Genomic DNA, 17,868 nt, shown 5'->3' with positions numbered 1-17,868 from the left:
ACCAAACGTCTGATCCAATAGGGTCATGCCGTCCTACCGAGAGAGGCTGTGGCCCGCGCCCTGGCTCTTCGTCGCCACCGCCCTCGTGATCCCCGCCAGCATCCTGGTGTTCGCGCCCATCGACTTCGCGGTGGGGGTGATCGTCGCAGTCGTGCTGTACGCGGGCTGCGTGCTGTCGCTGCTGGCCCTCTCCCCCGTGATCGAGGTGGCGGAGGGGGAGCTGCGCGCCGGCCGCGCGCACATCCCGCTGGACCTCGTGGGCGAGCCGTCCTCCTACTCGGGGGACCAGGCGTTCGCCGAGCGTGGGACGCGCCTGGACGCGCGGGCGTACCTGGTCATCCGCGGCTGGGTGAAGGAGGTGGTGCGGGTCCCGATCGAGGATCCGGCCGACCCGACGCCGTACTGGCTGGTCTCCACTCGCCGCCCGGACGACATCGTCGCCGCGATCCGGGGATCACGGCGACGGAGCGGTCGTCCTTCGGAGCCGGGAGGCGCTTAAGCGGCGCACTCCAGGCAGATCGGTCCGAGCTTCTCCTCGTGGTCGATCTGCGAGCGGTGCTTCACGAGGAAGCAGCTCACGCACGTGAACTCGTCCGCCTGGGGCGGAAGGACCACGACGTCCAGATCGAGGTCGGACAGATCGGCACCGGGCAGTTCGAATCCGCCCGGGTTGTCGGCGTCATCGACGTCGACGACTCCGGACATCTTGTCGGGGACTCGCTCCTTCAGGGCCTCGATCGACTCGGAGTCGTCATCGGTCTTGCGGGGGGCGTCGTAGTCCGTAGCCATTCCCATCCACTTCTTATTTCTGCTGTTCAACAAATCGGCGGGGTCAGTGTGCATCACGACGCATCGATTCGCAAACCACCTCGAACGGCTCTTGACACCCGCTCGCCCCGCCTCCTTCCGCACCAACTTTCGACCCGCCCGGGGTATTCCCGGCCGATCGCCCGGGCGCGTGGCATCCTTGCCCGGTCCGCGTCCAGAAGGAGGGTCCCCACGATGATGGAACTGAAGGTGATCGGCGTCGAGGGCGGATCGCTCGTCCTCGTGTCCGAGGGCGGCGAGCGCTTCTCGGTCCGCATCGACGAGACGCTGCAGAGCCAGCTGCGGCCGCGGGTCCACACCCTCCCGCCGCGCGAGAAGCGCGTCTCCCCCCGCGAGATCCAGGCCCACATCCGCTCCGGGCTCTCCGCCGAGGAGGTCGCCGAGCTCACGGGCGCCGACCTGGGCTACGTCCAGCGCTTCGAGGGACCCGTCACGGCCGAGCGCGAGCACATCGTCGCGTCCGCCCTCGCCGTGCGCGTCTACACGACCACCGACCCCGATCCCCTCGAGGAGGGCACGCCCTTCGGCGACGTCATCCGCGACCGCCTCGCGTCGCTCGGCGCCGAGGGCGAGCAGTGGTCGAGCTGGAAGGAGGAGGAGGGCTGGGTCGTCAAGCTCCTCTTCCGCTCGGACGAGATCGACCACGACGCCCGCTGGCGCTTCGACCCGCGGAAGGCGCTGCTGTCGCCGCTGACCTCCGAGGCGATCACGCTCTCGCAGCAGGGCGAGATCCGGCCGACCCTCATCCCGCGCCTGCGCGCCGTCATCCCCGCCGCCGTCGACGAGCTCGCCACGCGCTTCGACCCGGAGTCCGCGGAGGCGCCGACCCGCTCCGCCCGGGCCGACCACCCCACGGCAGGCCGCCCCGCCGCGATGCCGCACGCCCGACCGGCCGCCGTCCGCCCCTCCGACACGGAGCCGCAGCCGGCCCTCTCCGAGACCCCGCGCCCGATCTCGACGCTCCCCCGCCCCGTCACGAGCACGACGGAACAGCGCGAGCGCAACCTCAACGACACCGCCGACCTCCTCGACGCCCTGCGGCGGCGCCGGGGCGAGCGCGATCACGCCTCGAGCCTCCGCGTCCGCGAGGAGCCGGAGCCCGAGGCCGAGGCCGCTCCTCCCGTCGAGAAGGCACCGGAGCCGCCGCGCACCGCTCCCCCGGTCCCCGAGCAGCCGTCGGGCGTGCGCGGGAGCCTCCGCAGGGGGCGGGCGTCGATGCCGAGCTGGGACGAGATCGTCTTCGGAGCGCGCAGCGACGACTGACCCTCCGCCGGCGCGGCTCCGCCGGGGTGGACGGTGCCCCCGTCCCCTCGGCCCGGCTCAGGCCAGCGCGCCGAAGCGGAGGAGCGGCACCTGCGTCTCCTCCGGCGTGAGCGACCCGTGCTGCCCGATCATGGAGCGGCCGGAGGAGTCGTCCGCCGCGTAGTAGGCGATGGTCCTCCGCGCCGCGACGAACACGTCGCCCATCCGCTCGGCCGCCGCCGGAGAGACCTCGCCGAACCAGCCGCTCACGGCGACCTCGTCGCGCGTCGCGATCCAGGCGCGTGCGCCCTCCGCCTCGATCCAGCGCCGCGCCACCTCGTCGGGGTCCACACCCGGCTCGAGGTGCAGCTGCAGGCAGCGGGGCTCTCCGCCGAGGTGCCGGACGCCCTCGAGCAGCGGTCCCTGCTCGACGAGCACGTGCGAGGACGCCGGGACGTCCACGATGCCGTGGTCGGCGGTGACCAGCACGCTCTCGCGGGCGGAGAGCCCGCGGACCGCTCCGCCGACCTCCCCGTCCAGGAGCTCGAGCGCTGCCGTCCACTCCGGCGACTCCCAGCCGCGCGCGTGCGCCGCCTGGTCGAGCTCGGGGACGTAGAGGTACACGAGCTGCCGGCCGCCCTCGTCGAGCAGGGCGCGCGCCGCCGTGAAGCGCTCGGCGACGCCGCCGGCGGAGTGGTACTCGGCGCCGCGCAGGATCGCCCGCGTGAGACCGGAGCGGGCGTACCGCGCGGGGCCGATCACTCCGGCCCGGACACCGGCGGCCGAGGCCTGCTCGAAGACCGTGGGGTGGGGCTGCCACGTCTCGGGCACCATGCCCTCGTCCCAGCCGGAGAGCTGGTTGACCAGGCGGTCGGAGGCGCGGTCGAGCACGCGGTAGCCGACCATCCCGTGCCCGCCCGGGCGCAGGCCCGTCGTCAGGCTCGCCAGGGCCGCCGCGGTGGTCGTCGGGAAGCCCGAGACGAGCGTGGTGCCGCGGTTGAGGGCCGGAGCGAGCGTGCGCGAGTGGCCCCCGCGCTGGCGGAGGTTCGCGGCACCCAGGCCGTCGACGAGGACGACCACGATCCGCTCGACGCGGGGCGAGCCGAAGAGGCCGGGGCGGCCCAGGAGCGCGTCGAGGGCGCCCGGCAGGACGTCGGCGAGGCTCCGCCGCCCGTCGGGGGCTGGCGGTAGCATGTGGGTCATCGCGCCCAGTTTCGCACAGCGCCGCCGTCCCCGCCGGGCCGGTGCAGCGGAGCGTCCGCGTGAACGGGAGGGCCGGTCCCGTCCGCGAGGCGCCGTCTCCGCTCCGCCCGTCCCGTCGAGCGCCGCAGGGCGGTGCAGTCCCCCGCCGCCGCCCCGCGCCCGCCACCGAATCGAGTCATGAACGCTGCAGCCCCCTCCTCCGGATCCTCGCTCACCGAGCGCATCGAGGACGTCGACGTCTCGGCCGAGATGGAGGGGTCCTTCCTCGAGTACGCGTACTCGGTCATCTACTCGCGGGCCCTGCCCGACGCCCGCGACGGCCTCAAGCCGGTGCAGCGCCGGATCCTCTACATGATGAGCGAGATGGGGCTGCGGCCCGATCACGGCCACGTGAAGTCGGCCCGCGTGGTCGGCGAGGTGATGGGCAAGCTGCACCCGCACGGCGACGCCTCGATCTACGACTCCCTCGTCCGCCTCGCCCAGCCGTTCACGATGAGGGTCGCCCTCGTCGACGGGCACGGCAACTTCGGCTCCCTCGACGACGGCCCGGCCGCGGCCCGCTACACCGAGGCCCGCCTCGCCCCGGCCGCCACGGCCATGACCGAGCACCTCGGCGAGGACGTCGTCGACTTCGTCCCGAACTACGACAACTCGCACGACCAGCCCGAGGTCCTCCCCTCCGCGTTCCCGAACCTGCTGGTCAACGGGGCCAGCGGCATCGCCGTCGGCATGGCGACGAACATGGCGCCCCACAACCTCGTGGAGGTGATCGGGGCGGCCCGGCACCTGATCGCCCATCCCGACGCGTCCCTGGACGACCTGATGTCGTTCGTCCCCGGACCGGACTTCCCGAGCGGTGGCACGATCGTCGGCCTCGCCGGCGTGCGCGACGCTTACGCGACCGGCCGGGGCGGCTTCAAGACCCGCGCGCGCGTCTCGGTCGAGAGCATCACCGCGCGCAAGTCCGGCCTGGTCGTCACCGAGCTGCCCTACCTCGTCGGCGCCGAGAAGGTCATCGACAAGATCAAGGACGGCGTCCAGAACAAGAAGCTCAGCGGCATCTCGGACGTCACCGACCTGACGGACCGGGACAACGGCCTCCGGCTCGTCATCGGGATCAAGACCGGCTTCAGCCCGGAGGCCGTCCTCGAGCAGCTCTACCGCTACACGCCCCTCGAGGACGCGTTCTCGATCAACAACGTCGCGCTGGTCGACGGCGGCCCGCGCACCCTCGGCCTGAAGGAGCTGCTGCAGGTCTACATCGGCCACCGGGTGCAGGTCGTCACCCGGCGGACCCGCTACCGACTGCGCAAGCGCCAGGAGCGGCTGCACCTGGTCGAGGGCCTGCTCATCGCGATCCTCGACATCGACGAGGTCATCCAGCTGATCCGCGGGAGCGACGACACCGCGGCGGCGCGGGCCCGGCTGATCGAGGTCTTCGACCTCAGCACCCTGCAGGCCGACTACATCCTCGAGCTCCAGCTCCGCCGCCTCACGAAGTTCTCGCGCATCGAGCTCGAGACCGAGCGCGACACCCTCCTCGCCGAGATCGCCGAGCTCGAGGCCCTCCTCGCCAGCCGCTCACGGATCGACGAGCTGGTCTCGGACGAGCTCGACGAGGTCGCCCAGCGCCTCGGGACCCCGCGGCGCACCCTGCTCACCGAGGCGCGTCCCTCCGTCGCCACCACCGGGCGGAAGGCCGCCGCGGTGCTCGAGATCGCGGACGTGCCCTGCCGGGTGCTGCTGAGCACCACCGGCCGCATGGTGCGGGTCGACCGCGACCCCGAGGCCGCTCCCCACCCCGAGCGCGCCACGCGCCGCTCGAAGCACGACGCCGTCCTCAGCGTGCTCGACACGACCAGCCGGACGGAGATCGGCGCGGTCACCAGCGCCGGTCGGCTCCTCCGCTTCTCGCCGGTCGACGTGCCCGCCGTCCCCTCCTCCTCGGTGCAGCTGGGCGCGGGCGTGCGCATGAGCGACTACCTCCCGCACCTGGCGAAGGACGAGCGGGTGCTCGCGCTCGTCGCCCTCGACGACGAGCGGCCGATCGCGCTCGGCACCCAGCAGGGCGTCGTCAAGCGCGTCGCGCCGGGCGAGCTGCCCAACCGCCCGGACATCGAGCTCATCGCCCTGAAGCCGAAGGACGCCGTCGTGGGCGCGGCCGCGTCGGCGGAGGAGGACGAGCTGGTCTTCGTCACCGGCGAGGCCCAGCTGCTGCGCTTCCCCGCGTCCGCCGTCCGCCCTCAGGGCCGGACCGCCGCGGGGATGGCCGGGGTCAAGCTGGCCGAGACCGACGACGTCGTGCACTTCGCCGTCGTCGCCGCCGAGGACCGGGACGAGGCCGTCGTCGCGACGGTCGCCGTCGACAGCTGGGCCCTCTCGGGGACCGACACCGGCAGTGCGAAGGTCTCGCCGTTCTCGGAGTTCCCCGCCAAGGGCAGGGCCACCGGCGGAGTCCGTGCGCAGCGCTTCCTCAAGGGCGAGACCGCCCTCGGAGTGGCGTGGGTCGGCCCCGGTCCCGCGCACGCGCTCGAGGCCGACGGCTCGGTCGCCGCGCTGCCCGACTCCGGGATGAAGCGCGACGGCTCCGGCGTGGCGCTCGCGGCGCCGATCGCGACGATCGGAGCGGCGCCCGAGGTGTTCTGAGCCCCGCGGCTCAGACGTCGATGCGGTCCCGCGACAGCGACTCGGACCCGCGGACGATGAACTCCTTGCGGGGTGCCACGTCGTTGCCCATCAGCAGCTCGAACACCCGGCCGGCGTTCTCCGCGTCGGCGACCCGCACCCGGCGGAGGGTGCGGCGGGAGCGGTCCATGGTCGTCGTGGCCAGCTGGTCCGCGTCCATCTCGCCGAGCCCCTTGTAGCGCTGGATCGGGTCCTGGTAACGGCGGCCCGCCTTGCCGAGGGCCGCGAGCACGCTCTGCAGCTCCTTCTCGGAGTAGGTGTAGATCGTCTCGTTCGGCTTCTTCCCCGCGTTCATCACCACGAGCCGGTGCAGCGGAGGCACGGCGGCGAAGACGCGCCCCGCCTCGACGAGCGGCCGCATGTAGCGGAAGAAGAGCGTGAGCAGCAGGGTGCGGATGTGGGCGCCGTCGACGTCGGCGTCGCTCATCAGGATGATCTTCCCGTAGCGGGCGGCCGAGAGGTCGAAGGAGCGGCCGGAGCCGGCTCCGATCACCTGGATCATCGAGGCGCACTCGGCGTTCGAGAGCATGTCGGCGATGCTCGCCTTCTGCGTGTTGAGGATCTTCCCCCGGATCGGCAGCAGGGCCTGGTACTCGCTGTTGCGGGCGAGCTTGGCGGTGCCGAGGGCGGAGTCGCCCTCGACGATGAAGAGCTCGCTGTTCTCGACGTCGCTGCTGCGGCAGTCGACCAGCTTCGCCGGAAGGGAGGAGGACTCCAGCGCGTTCTTGCGGCGCTGCGTCTCCTTGTGCGCGCGGGCCGAGATCCGCGACTTCATCTCGGCGACGACCTTCTCGAGGAGCTGGGAGGTCTGCGCCTTGTCCTCGCGGCGCGTCGAGGAGAACACCACGCCCAGCGTCGAGGCGATGGTGGAGGCGACGATCGCGCGGACCGCGGGCGTGCCCAGCACCTCCTTCGTCTGGCCTTCGAACTGCGGCTCAGGGAGCCGCACGGTCAGCACGGCGCTGAGCCCGGCGAGGACGTCGTCCTTCTCGAGCTTGTCCGAGCCGACCTTGAGGCGGCGGGCGTTCGCCTCCACCTGGGAGCGGAGCAGCTTCAGCAGGCCCTGCTCGAAGCCGGTCTGGTGCGTCCCGCCCTTGGGCGTCGAGATGATGTTCACGAAGCTGCGCATCACCGTCTCGTAGCCGGTGCCCCAGCGCAGGGCGATGTCGACCTCGCAGGTGCGCTCCACCTCGGTGGGCACCATGGCGCCGCCGGGGGTCAGCACCGGCACGGTCTCGGTGAAGGTGCCGGAGCCGGTGAGGCGCAGCACCTCGGTCACGGGGGCGTCGGGGGCGAGGAACTCGACGAACTCCGAGATGCCGCCGTCGTAGCGGAACATCTCGGCGCGGCGCTCGTCCGCCCGGTCGTCGACGATGTCGATCGTCAGGCCGGGGACGAGGAACGCGGTCTGCCGGGCGCGCGTCACCAGGTCGTCCGTCTGGAACGAGGCGCCCTTCGTGAAGATCTGGCGGTCGGCCCAGTAGCGCACGCGCGTACCGGTGACGCCCTTGGCGACCTTCCCGACGACCGTCAGCTCCGACCCGTTCTCGAACGGCGTGAACGGAGCGTCGGGGGTGGGCTCGCCCGCGTCGGCGAAGCGCCCGGGCTCCCCCCGGTGGAACGACATCCGGTAGGTGCGGCCGTTGCGGTCGACCTCGACGTCGAGGCGCTCCGAGAGCGCGTTGACCACGGAGGCGCCGACGCCGTGCAGACCGCCGGACGCCGCGTAGGACCCGGAGCCGAACTTGCCGCCCGCGTGCAGCTTCGTGAACACGACCTCGACTCCGGAGAGCCCCGTCTTCGGCTCGATGTCGACCGGGATCCCGCGCGCGCGGTCGCGCACCTCGACGCTGCCGTCGGCGTGCAGGAGCACGCTGATCTCGGTCCCGTGCCCGGCCAGCGCCTCGTCGACGGAGTTGTCGATGACCTCCCAGAGGCAGTGCATGAGGCCGCGCGAGTCGGTCGATCCGATGTACATGCCGGGCCGCTTCCGGACCGCCTCGAGACCCTCGAGGACGGAGAGGTGGCGGGCGTTGTAGTCGGTGGAGGCCATCCGCCCAGTCTACTTTCGGGAACCGCTCCGGCCGCGGTGGCGCGGCACCCGACGACAGCACGATGGCCGCTCGGCGCGGGGCCCCTACGCGCAGAGCGAAATGCCGACCGATCGACTCCGTGCGGAAACAATCGCGTGCTTGGATGGGTTCCACTAAGCAGAGATCGAAGAACGAGTGCAGGAGGCCAAGTCATGTCGACCACAGCAACCCAGAACGGCGTGGACGAGCTCGCCGGTGCCCACCAGCTCTCCGCCGCCGACCGCTGCGACAGCTGCGGTGCGCAGGCGTACATCCGAGTGGTCGTGAACAACGGAGAACTGCTGTTCTGCGCGCACCACGGGAAGAAGTACCAGGAGAAGCTCTCCAGCATCGCCCAGAGCTGGCACGACGAGTCCGCCCGACTCTTCGAGGAGCAGCGCCCCTAGCGCGTCCCCGATCAGCCCGGACGGCGCGTCAGCGCCCTACCGACCGACGCCGAGCCGCTTCGCGATCACATCGCGAGCGGCTCGTGCCGTTTCATCGACCAGGCGGAGACGCTCGTCCGACGGGGAGTAGGCGTCGCCGAGGGCGCGCCGCAGGATCGCGTCCGCGAGCGAGGGGTTCTTCGCGAGGACGGGGCCGTGCAGGTGGGTGCCCAGAAGGCCTCCCTCCGCGTAGCCCTCGTGGCCGGCGCCGTCGCCGGTGCCGTGCAGCACTCGGCCGAGCGCGTCCTCGGGCGCGATCCCGGTCATCCGGCGCTCGTGGTTCTCGAATCCGACGAGGACGCCGCCCGGCGTCTCGACGAGGAGGTCGTCGGTCGCGCGCTCGCCCGTGACCGAGTCTCCGGGGAACAGCCCGATCCCCCGGGCGCCGCCCGCGGCCGTGCTGATCGAACCGGCCAGCATCTCCCAGCCGGCTCCGACCGCGACCACCTGGGTGCCCTGGTCGACCCAGGCCCGCAGCGTCGGCGCGATCTCGTGGAGGAGTGCCAGGACGCCCGGGAGGTCCTCGTCCGCTCCCGTCCCGGCGACCAGGACGTCCGGACGGACCTCGGCGTCGGAGGCGGTCGCCAGCGGCACCACCTCCGCCTCGACGCCCGACCAGCGCGCCCGAGCCGCGAGGACCCGGGCGTTCGCCGCGTCGCCGTTGCTGTCCAGGACGTCGGGAGCGAGCACGGCGATGCGGAGGGTGGTCACGCGGTCTCCTCGCGGTTGGTGATGAGCTGCAGGTGCGCACGGGTGCGGCGCATCGAATCGGCCGAGAAGACGATGGTCTTCCGGCCGGAGGCGGGGGTCGGCAGAGCGAGGAACGCGTCGAGCGCGCGACCCAGGTCCTCGTCGACGGAGTCGACGCGCACGCCGTCGTAGCGCAGGTGCAGCGCCGCCTCGTGCGCCTTCGACCCCGAGACGACCCGGACGTGCCCGAGCACGGAGGTGTCCACGGGCCAGAAGTAGGAGGGGTCTCGGACGTCGGAGCCGATCGCGAGCATGATCTGCTCGGTCCCCTCGGGGATCTCCGCGATGTTCAGGCGGTAGCTCGCCGGGTTCTGAACCAGGACGAACTCGACCTCGTGGCCGCGCACGGTGACGATCTCGCCCCGCCCGAAGACGGGGTCGATGCTCGAGAGCGCGGAGGCGGCGAGGACCGGGTCGAAGCGCTCGGCGAGCACGGCGCGGGCCGTGGAGACGGCCGCCGCGGCGTCGACCGCGTAGTGGACGCCCCGCGCGGGGAGCCGGACCTCGAGCGGGTCGCCGTCGCTGACGATGCGCGCGACCGCTCCCGTCGTGCTCTCGACGACGGTGGTGGCACGGTCGGTCCCGGCCTCCGCCTCCGCGGCGTAGCCGAGACCGCCGGACGCGGAGTCGCGGACGGAGGAGGAGACGCCGTACCAGCGGATCCGCTCGTCGGGGAGGGATGTCGCGACATCGGCGACGTGGCGGTCGTCGGCGTTCAGCACGACGGGACCGGTCGCGCGGGAGGCGATGGTGCCGAGCATCCGGGCGACCATGGCCGGATCGAAGAAGCGGTCGATCTGGTCGACCACCACGTTCGTCAGCAGGACGACGCGGGGGCGCATCCGGGGCGCGAGGCGCGCGCCGTGACCCTCGTCCATCTCGAGGACGGCGATGTCGGCGTCGATCCGTCCGCGGAGGTCCGCCCGCTCCAGGAGCGCGGAGGTCAGCCCCTGGGCGATGTTGGCCGTCGACGGGTTGGTGAAGACCCGGAGCCCGTGCGCGCGGAGCACCGCGACCAGCATCTTGGTCGTGGTCGACTTGCCCGCCGATCCCGTGACGACCACGAGGCCGTCCCGGAACCCGTCGAGCACCGCGGGCAGGAATCCGGGCGCGACGCGGTTCACCACGAGTCCGGGCACGGCGGATCCCCCGCCGGGCTTCCGGACCCGCGCGGCGAACCGGGCGGCCCTCCCGAGGAGGACCGCCGGCGCGTAGCGGATCACCGGCCTACTCGAGGTAGTCGCGGAGCGACTGCGAGCGGGACGGGTGGCGGAGCTTGGCCATCGTCTTGGACTCGATCTGACGGATGCGCTCGCGCGTCACGCCGAAGGTGTCGCCGATCTGGTCGAGCGTCTTCGGCATGCCGTCGCCGAGGCCGAAGCGCATGCGGATCACGCCGGCCTCGCGCTCCGAGAGCGAGTCGAGCAGCGACTCCAGCTGCTTCTGCAGCATGGTGAAGCCCACGGCGTCGGCCGGGACGACCGCCTCGGTGTCCTCGATGAGGTCGCCGAACTCGCTGTCGCCGTCCTCGCCCAGGGGCGTGTGCAGCGAGATCGGCTCGCGCCCGTACTTCTGCACCTCGATGACCTTCTCGGGGGTCATGTCGAGCTCGCGCGAGAGCTCCTCGGGCGTGGGCTCGCGGCCCAGGTCCTGGAGCATCTGGCGCTGCACGCGGGCCAGCTTGTTGATGACCTCGACCATGTGCACCGGGATGCGGATGGTGCGGGCCTGGTCGGCCATCGCGCGGGTGATCGCCTGGCGGATCCACCACGTGGCGTAGGTCGAGAACTTGAAGCCCTTGGTGTAGTCGAACTTCTCGACCGCACGGATGAGGCCCAGGTTGCCCTCCTGGATGAGGTCGAGGAACTGCATCCCGCGACCGGTGTAGCGCTTCGCGAGGCTGACGACGAGCCGGAGGTTCGCTCCGAGCAGGTGGCTCTTCGCGCGCTGGCCGTCCTTCGCGACCCAGCGCAGCTCGCGGACGAGCTCCGGGCTGAGGTCGGTCGAGTTGGCGAGCTTGTCCTCGGCGAACAGGCCGGCCTCGATGCGCATCGCGAGCTCGACCTCCTCGGCCGCGTTCAGGAGCGCGACCTTGCCGATCTGCTTCAGGTAGTCCTTGACCGGGTCGGCGGTGGCGCCGGTGATCGCGGTCGAGTAGACCGGGACCTCGTCGTCCTCTCCGCCGAACGACAGGACGAGCGCACCGCTCGGGAGCGGCTCGGCCGGAGCGGCGACGGCAGCGGCGGCCGGGGCCTCCGGCGTCTCCGCGTCGTCCTTCGCGTCGGTCTCGGTGTCCTCGGCGACGACCTCGGTCTCCTCCTCCGCCGCCTCGTCGGGCTCGACGGCGTCGGTCGGCTCCTCCTCGGTGTCGGCGGGAGCGGCGGCCTTGGTCGTGGCGCGCGAGCGGGTCGTCTTGGCCGCGGTGGTCTTGGCCGCCGTGGTCTTCGCCGCGGGCTTGCGCGTCGCGGGCTTCTTGGTGGTCGTCGTCACGTCGTCGTCGACGGCGTCGAGCGTTGCGGTCTTGGTAGCTCTGGTGGCCATGGCGGCACCTCTCCATCCGTTGCGTCCCGGGGGCGGGCGGCGCGGGAAGGCGTCGTCCGTCGGTGGGCATTACGAGGACCCATGTCAAGTCGAGGACGTCGCACGCCCGACGTGGGCCTGGTGCTCCTCGACCCGAACGGGTCCTATTGACAATTATTGCACGTCTGAGTAGTGCAGCCGTGCGGTGCGGTGCGAGTGGGGCTCGATCCGGCGGGATCCGGGCCGTTCCGCTGGGACATCGCGTCTGCAGAAGGGCGGATCGACGGACGACCGTCAGCGCCCCGCGCGGCCGCGGCGCATCCGGTCACTCAGTGCAACCCAGAGAGGGGCCACGGTTATTCCCTCGTCCTCGGCCAGGCGGCGGCGGGTCCGGCGGCGCGCGACGACGAGTCCGACGACTCCGGCGCCGACCACCACGTACTGCACGCACCACGCCAGGCGGAAGTGCTCGAGCGAGTAGGTCTGCTCGGAGGAGGCACCGGGACCGGCCAGTGCGTCGAGGATCAGGCCGATCGCGAACATCATCGTGAAGCTGGCCAGGAACCCGCCCACGTTGACGACTCCGTTCGCCGCGCCGAGGCTCCGCGAGGGGTTGAACGTGCGGGCGAAGTCGAACCCGATCATGGAGCCGGGGCCGCCCGCTCCGACGACGATCAGGAGCAGCACCACGAGCCAGTACGGCGGGACGCCGGGCCAGAGCAGCACGACGGTCCAGGCGACCGCCATCGCCGAGACGATCCCGAGCACGAGGTTGCTGCGGCGCATGGGGTGGCGAGCGGTCAGGACGCCGAGCACCGGCCCGACGACGATCCCCGCGATCACGACGATCGTGAGGGTCGGCGCGGCGACGGTCGGCGGCAGGCCGATCGCGTAGACGAGGAAGGGGTAGCCCCAGAGCAGCGTGAACACCGTGCCGGAGGACTGCGTGACGAAGTGCGACCAGAAGCCGAGCTGCGTCCCCGGCCGGCGCAGGCTCACTCCGAGCTGCGCGATCGTCGCCCGGAGCGTCGGAGGCACCACCGTGATCGGCTCGGTGCGCGGCGGGACGTCGGCGACCAGGAGGAGCACGCCGAGGAAGGACACGGCCCCGAGGCCGGCGGCGCTGAGGAACGCGGGCTCCCAGCCGAACGTGTGGAGGATCGCCGCGAACGGGAGTGCGGAGAGGATCTGGCCCACCTGGCCGATGTTGCCGATCCACTGCGAGAGCTGCGGCACGATCGGTCCGCTGAACCAGGTCACCGTGAGGCGGATCACGGAGGTGAAGATCGCGGCGTCCCCGGCTCCCAGCAGGATCCGCCCGACGATCGCGACGCCGATGCCCGGCGCGATCGCGACTACGACCTGGCCCGCCATCATCAGGGCCGTGCCCGAGAGGATCAGGGTCCGCGGGCCGAACCGGTCGATGAGGATCCCGACCGGGATCTGCATCCCGGCGTAGACGATCAGCTGGACGACGGCGAGCGACGAGAGGACGGCGGCGGCCACCCCGAACCGCTCCGCGGCGTCCACTCCTGCGACGCCCAGCGTCGTGCGGTCCAGGACCGCGACGAGGTAGGCGAACGCTCCGGCACCGAAGACGAACCAGGCTCGACGATCACGCACTCGTCCGATCCTACGGCCGCTCAGGAGGCGGTGGGCTCCTCGCCCGGGCGGCGGATCGCGAGGAACTTCTCGAGCTCGGCGGCGATCGCGTCGGCGCTGGGCACGAAGCCGTCCTCGTCGGTGAGCGGCGAGCGGAGGCTCGTCCCCTCCATGTAGGTGTCGTGCCGCGCCTCGAGGGCCGAGACCAGCTTCTGCAGCTCGTCGTTGCCGCCGACCTGCTCGTCGACCTTGCCGAGGAACTCCCGCCCGCTCTCGCGCAGGCGGTCCGTCGGGAAGATGAGGCCGGTCGACGCCGAGATGCTCTCGAGCGCCGCGACCGCCGCCTGCGGGTACTCGGTGTCCGACAGGTAGTGGGGGATGAGCAGCGCGAAGCCGACCACGGTCAGACCGCGCTCGTAGAGGCGCAGCTCGAGCAGGTGGAGGACGTTCGAGGGCACCTGCGTGTGCGGCTTCCAGACCGACATCGCCTCGATCAGGTCCTCGCGGTTGCCGCTCACGGTGACGCCGACGGGCCGGGTGTGCGGCACGGGCATCGGGATCGCCTGGACCCACGTGGTCGAGGCGACGTCGAGCCGCTCGAGGAGGGAGACCACCGCGCGGGTGAACCGCTCCCACTGGAAGTCGGGCTCGAAGCCGGTGAGCAGGAGGAACGGCTGGTGCAGCTCGTCGTGCGCGAGCGAGAGCCGGAGCATCGCAGGACGGTAGTCCGTCAGGTGGTCCTGGTCGAACGTGATGATGGGGCGGCGGGCCCGGTAGTCGAGCAGCTGATCCTGGTCGAAGACCGCGACTTCGCGGTGCTCGAGGGTCTCGAAGAGGTACTCCCCCAGCTGCCCCACCGCTCCCCCGGCGTCGGCCGAGCCGGTCAGGCCCGTGACGAGGTGCAGCCCGCGCGGGATCTCGGAGAGGTCGCCCTCGATCTCGAACAGGTCTTCCGGATCCAGCATGCGTCCAGTCTAAACGGGGGTCCCGGCGCCCCGTCCGGGTCCGCTGAGCCCTCAGCGAACAGCGCCTAGCATTGCCGCCATGCCCCTCTCCTCTCTCGAGTACTCGACCGTTCCCGCCTCCGACATCGACACCGACGCCCTCGTCCTCGGCGTCGCCCCGGGACCCGACGGTCCCCGGCTCGTCGGCGCTGAGGGCTTCGAGGAGCTGGCCCCCGCGCTGAGCGCGCTCGGCGCGACCGGCGCCGCCGAGACGCTCGTGCGCGTGCCGTCCTCGGTCCGTGCCGGAGTGATCGTCCTCGTCGGCCTCGGCTCGGCGGAGCCCGACGACACCGCGCTGCGGAACGCCGCGGGCGCCGCCGTCCGCCTGCTCGCGGGGTCCGCCTCCGTGGCCCTCTCCCTCCCCGCCGGCTCCGACGGCACGCTCGCCGCGGTCGCCGAGGGCGCCGCGCTCGGCTCCTACTCCTTCACCGCCTTCCGCAGCAGCACCGCCGCCGCGGCGAAGGCGCCCGTCGAGCACGTCGTCCTGCTGGGCGGCGGCGAGTCGGCCGACCCCGCCGTCCTGGACCGGGCGCTCGTGCTCGGCCGCGCGGTCGGCACGGTGAAGGACCTCGTCAACACTCCCCCGTCGCACCTCTACCCGCAGACGCTGGCCGAGGCCGTGCAGACCGGCGCCGAGGGACTGCCGCTCGAGGTCACCGTCTGGGACGAGGAGGCCCTCGCGGAGGAGGGGTTCGGCGGCATCCTCGGAGTCGGCAGCGGCTCCTCCCGCCCGCCCCGCCTCGTGAAGGTCGCCTACGCGCCCGAGGGCGCGAGCACCCACCTCGCCCTGGTCGGCAAGGGCATCACCTTCGACAGCGGCGGACTCTCGCTCAAGCCGCCGGCCTCGATGATCGGGATGAAGACCGACATGGCGGGCGCGGCGACCGTGTACGCCGTCGTGCGCGCCATCGCGGAACTCGGCCTCCCGCTCCGCGCGACCGCCTGGCTCTGCATCGCCGAGAACCTCCCCTCCGGGACCGCGATCCGCCCGGACGACGTGCTCACCGTGCGCGGCGGGACCACGGTGGAGGTGCTGAACACCGACGCCGAGGGCCGACTGGTGCTCGCCGACGGCCTCGTCGCCGCCAGCGAGGAGCAGCCCGATGCGATCATCGACGTCGCGACGCTGACCGGCGCCTCCGTGGTCGCCCTCGGCAACCGGACCGTCGGCGCTCTGGGCGACGACGAGCTGGTCTCCCGCGTCCTCGACGCCGCCCGCGCGGCGGGAGAGCCCTTCTGGCAGATGCCCCTCCCCGCGGAGCTGCGACCGCTGCTGAACTCGGAGATCGCCGACATCGCGAACGTCAAGCCGGGCAACACCGCCGGCGGCATGCTCCTCGCCGGCCACTTCCTCCGCGAGTTCGTCGGGAAGCGCGGCGAGGGCGAGGACGCGACCACGATCCCGTGGGCGCACCTCGACATCGCCGGCCCCTCGAGCAACGGAGGCGGCGGCTACGGCTTCACCGGAGCCGGCGCCACGGGGGTCTCGGTGCGCGCGCTGATCGCCCTGGCCGAGGGCTTCGCGAGCGCGTAGTAGGGTCGACGGGGCGGGAGATCCCGCCTCGTCCCCCCTCCCGATCCGCTCGGCGCTCAGCGCCGGAGCCGGTCGGCCGGGAAGCGGGACCGCACGTCGCGAGGGAGTCACTGGGTGTCGGAAGAGCGCTACGACCTGGTCGTGCTCGGAGGTGGCAGCGGCGGGTACGCGGCGGCCCTCCGGGCGACGCAGCTCGGGATGAGCGTCGCGCTCGTGGAGCGCGACAAGCTCGGCGGCACCTGCCTGCACCGGGGATGCGTGCCCACCAAGGCCCTGCTGCACGCCGCCGAGCTGGCGGACGGCGCCCGCGAGGGAGAGAAGTACGGCGTGCTCTCGAGCTTCACCGGGATCGACATGGCGGGCGTCACGCGCTACCGCGAGGGCGTCGTCGCCGGCAAGTACAAGGGGCTCCAGAGCCTCGTGTCCTCGCGCGGCATCACGGTCGTCACGGGCGAGGGCCGTCTCACCGCGCCCGGCACGGTGACCGTCGGCGAGCACGTGCTCCACGGCGCGTCGATCGTCGTCGCCACCGGGTCCGCCTCCCGCACCCTCCCCGGCATCGAGATCGGCGGCCGGATCCTGACGAGCGACCAGGCTCTCGAGCTCGACCACGTGCCCGCGAGCGTCGTCGTCCTCGGCGGCGGAGTGATCGGCGTCGAGTTCGCGAGCGTCTGGCGCTCGTTCGGCGCCGAGGTCACGATCGTCGAGGCCCTCCCCCACCTCGTTCCCAACGAGGACGAGAGCGTCAGCAAGCAGCTGGAGCGCGCCTTCCGCAAGCGGGGCATCGCCTTCCAGCTGGGATCCCGCGTCGCGTCGGTCTCGCAGAGCGAGGGCGGCGTCTCCGTGTCGCTCGAGAGCGGCGCCACGGTGGAGGGCGAGATCCTGCTGGTCGCCGTCGGCCGCGGCCCGGTGACCGCGGGCATCGGCCTCGAGGAGGCCGGGGTCCGCCTCGACCGCGGCTACGTGCTGACCGACGAGCGCCTGCAGACCTCCGTCCCCGGCGTGTACGCCGTGGGCGACATCGTGCCGGGGCTCCAGCTCGCGCACCGGAGCTTCCAGCAGGGGATCTTCGTCGCGGAGGAGATCGCCGGTCTGGGCCCGCAGGTCGTCTCGGACGTCAACGTCCCGAAGGTGACCTACAGCGACCCCGAAGTGGCCTCCGTCGGCCTCGGCGAGGCCCGCGCGATCGCCGAGTACGGCGCCGAGCGCGTCGCCGTGTACGACTACGGCCTCGGCGGCAACGCCCGGAGCACGATCATCGGGACCACCGGCTCCGTGAAGGTCGTGCGCCTGGTCGACGGCCCCGTCGTCGGCGTGCACATGGTCGGAGCCCGCGTCGGCGAGCTGATCGGCGAGGCTCAGCTCATCGTGAACTGGGAGGCGCACCCCGAGGACGTCGCGCCCCTCGTGCACGCGCACCCCACTCAGAACGAGGCGCTCGGCGAGGCGCACCTCGCTCTGGCCGGGAAGCCGCTGCACGCCCTGTAGAACCACTGCGGTGCGGCGATCCGCCGCTTCCGCATCAGTAAGCTGGACATCGAAACACAAGCGTCTTAAGGAGACAGGCTCATGAGCGAATCCGTCAGCCTCCCGGCACTCGGAGAGAGTGTCACGGAAGGAACGGTCACCCGCTGGCTGAAGAACGTCGGGGACCGCGTCGAGGTGGACGAGCCCCTGCTCGAGGTCTCGACCGACAAGGTCGACACCGAGATCCCGTCGCCCGTCGCGGGAGTGATCGAGGAGATCCTCGTCCAGGAGGACGAGACCGTCGAGGTCGGCGCCGAGCTGGTGCGCATCGGCGACGGCTCCGGAGCCGCGTCGGCGTCCGAGCCCGAGGCTCCCGCCGAGGAGGCCCCCGAGGTCCAGGCCGCCGAGACCGAGGCCACCGACGAGGCGACCCCGTCGGTCGACGCCGAGAGCGACGCCGAGGCCCCCGCCCCGGCCGAGCCCGAGCCGGCCCCGGCCGCCGAGAAGCCCGCCGC

At 72.3% G+C, this 17,868-nt stretch carries 15 protein-coding genes; 7 read left to right on the top strand and 8 right to left on the bottom strand.

Features of this window, described 5'->3' with window-relative positions:
• The first annotated feature begins 25 nt into the window (after positions 1 to 25).
• The gene (locus C5C29_RS08215) at positions 26 to 499 is read left to right on the top strand and encodes a DUF3093 domain-containing protein (protein WP_104222107.1); all 474 of its coding nucleotides are present in this window, start codon (positions 26 to 28) and stop codon (positions 497 to 499) included.
• Here the strand turns inward: C5C29_RS08215 and C5C29_RS08210 are convergent.
• The gene (locus C5C29_RS08210; RefSeq protein ID WP_055792269.1) at positions 496 to 789 is read right to left on the bottom strand and encodes a DUF4193 domain-containing protein; all 294 of its coding nucleotides are present in this window, start codon (positions 787 to 789) and stop codon (positions 496 to 498) included. The genes C5C29_RS08215 and C5C29_RS08210 overlap by 4 nt on opposite strands.
• A gap of 213 nt (positions 790 to 1,002) precedes the next feature.
• Here C5C29_RS08210 and sepH point away from each other — a divergent pair, with 213 nt between their 5' ends.
• On the top strand, positions 1,003 to 2,091 hold the full coding sequence (sepH, locus tag C5C29_RS08205) for a septation protein SepH (protein ID WP_104222108.1): 1,089 nt from the start codon (positions 1,003 to 1,005) through the stop codon (positions 2,089 to 2,091).
• 57 nt (positions 2,092 to 2,148) lie between these two features.
• Here the strand turns inward: sepH and C5C29_RS08200 are convergent, their stop codons facing one another.
• Positions 2,149 to 3,273: an alkaline phosphatase family protein gene (locus C5C29_RS08200; RefSeq protein WP_258062136.1), complete on the bottom strand. Its 1,125-nt coding sequence runs from the start codon at positions 3,271 to 3,273 to the stop codon at positions 2,149 to 2,151.
• Between the two features lie 177 nt (positions 3,274 to 3,450).
• Here C5C29_RS08200 and C5C29_RS08195 point away from each other — a divergent pair, with 177 nt between their 5' ends.
• Positions 3,451 to 5,919 (top strand): DNA topoisomerase (ATP-hydrolyzing) subunit A, encoded by a 2,469-nt coding sequence (locus C5C29_RS08195; protein ID WP_104222110.1) that lies wholly within the window; start codon positions 3,451 to 3,453, stop codon positions 5,917 to 5,919.
• A 10-nt stretch (positions 5,920 to 5,929) separates the two neighbouring features.
• On the opposite strand, the gene C5C29_RS08190 is transcribed toward C5C29_RS08195, so the two are convergent.
• Positions 5,930 to 8,011, bottom strand: a complete 2,082-nt coding sequence (locus C5C29_RS08190) for a type IIA DNA topoisomerase subunit B (protein WP_104222112.1) — start codon at positions 8,009 to 8,011, stop codon at positions 5,930 to 5,932.
• A gap of 192 nt (positions 8,012 to 8,203) precedes the next feature.
• Between C5C29_RS08190 and C5C29_RS08185 the strand changes: the two genes are divergently transcribed.
• Positions 8,204 to 8,437 (top strand): hypothetical protein, encoded by a 234-nt coding sequence (locus C5C29_RS08185; protein ID WP_068212876.1) that lies wholly within the window; start codon positions 8,204 to 8,206, stop codon positions 8,435 to 8,437.
• A gap of 36 nt (positions 8,438 to 8,473) precedes the next feature.
• On the opposite strand, the gene C5C29_RS08180 is transcribed toward C5C29_RS08185, so the two are convergent.
• From C5C29_RS08180 to C5C29_RS08160, 5 genes are all read right to left on the bottom strand, one after another.
• Entirely contained in the window at positions 8,474 to 9,187 is a 714-nt protein-coding gene (locus tag C5C29_RS08180) for a type 1 glutamine amidotransferase (RefSeq protein WP_146076889.1), read from the bottom strand.
• The gene (locus C5C29_RS08175; protein WP_104222116.1) at positions 9,184 to 10,449 is read right to left on the bottom strand and encodes a Mur ligase family protein; all 1,266 of its coding nucleotides are present in this window, start codon (positions 10,447 to 10,449) and stop codon (positions 9,184 to 9,186) included. The genes C5C29_RS08180 and C5C29_RS08175 overlap by 4 nt, the downstream gene beginning before the upstream one ends.
• Positions 10,450 to 10,453: 4 nt before the next feature.
• Positions 10,454 to 11,767 (bottom strand): RNA polymerase sigma factor, encoded by a 1,314-nt coding sequence (locus tag C5C29_RS08170; RefSeq protein WP_104222118.1) that lies wholly within the window; start codon positions 11,765 to 11,767, stop codon positions 10,454 to 10,456.
• A 273-nt stretch (positions 11,768 to 12,040) separates the two neighbouring features.
• The gene (locus C5C29_RS08165; RefSeq protein ID WP_104222120.1) at positions 12,041 to 13,369 is read right to left on the bottom strand and encodes a nitrate/nitrite transporter; all 1,329 of its coding nucleotides are present in this window, start codon (positions 13,367 to 13,369) and stop codon (positions 12,041 to 12,043) included.
• Positions 13,370 to 13,389: 20 nt separating this feature from the next.
• Positions 13,390 to 14,313 (bottom strand): proteasome assembly chaperone family protein, encoded by a 924-nt coding sequence (locus tag C5C29_RS08160; RefSeq protein ID WP_104222122.1) that lies wholly within the window; start codon positions 14,311 to 14,313, stop codon positions 13,390 to 13,392.
• Between the two features lie 79 nt (positions 14,314 to 14,392).
• On the opposite strand from C5C29_RS08160, the gene C5C29_RS08155 reads away from it, so the two are divergent.
• The 3 genes from C5C29_RS08155 to C5C29_RS08145 form a co-directional block, all read left to right on the top strand.
• Positions 14,393 to 15,886: a leucyl aminopeptidase gene (locus C5C29_RS08155; RefSeq protein ID WP_104222124.1), complete on the top strand. Its 1,494-nt coding sequence runs from the start codon at positions 14,393 to 14,395 to the stop codon at positions 15,884 to 15,886.
• 114 nt (positions 15,887 to 16,000) lie between these two features.
• Entirely contained in the window at positions 16,001 to 17,374 is a 1,374-nt protein-coding gene (lpdA, locus tag C5C29_RS08150; RefSeq protein ID WP_104222126.1) for a dihydrolipoyl dehydrogenase, read from the top strand.
• Between the two features lie 81 nt (positions 17,375 to 17,455).
• A partial coding sequence (locus C5C29_RS08145) for a biotin/lipoyl-containing protein (protein ID WP_308470864.1) occupies positions 17,456 to 17,868 on the top strand: 413 nt, incomplete at its 3' end.

Origin of the sequence: Rathayibacter sp. AY1H2 (assembly GCF_002931985.1) — a bacterium.
In the GTDB taxonomy this organism is placed as follows: domain Bacteria; phylum Actinomycetota; class Actinomycetes; order Actinomycetales; family Microbacteriaceae; genus Rathayibacter.
This window is presented reverse-complemented; position numbering and strand designations above follow the sequence as displayed.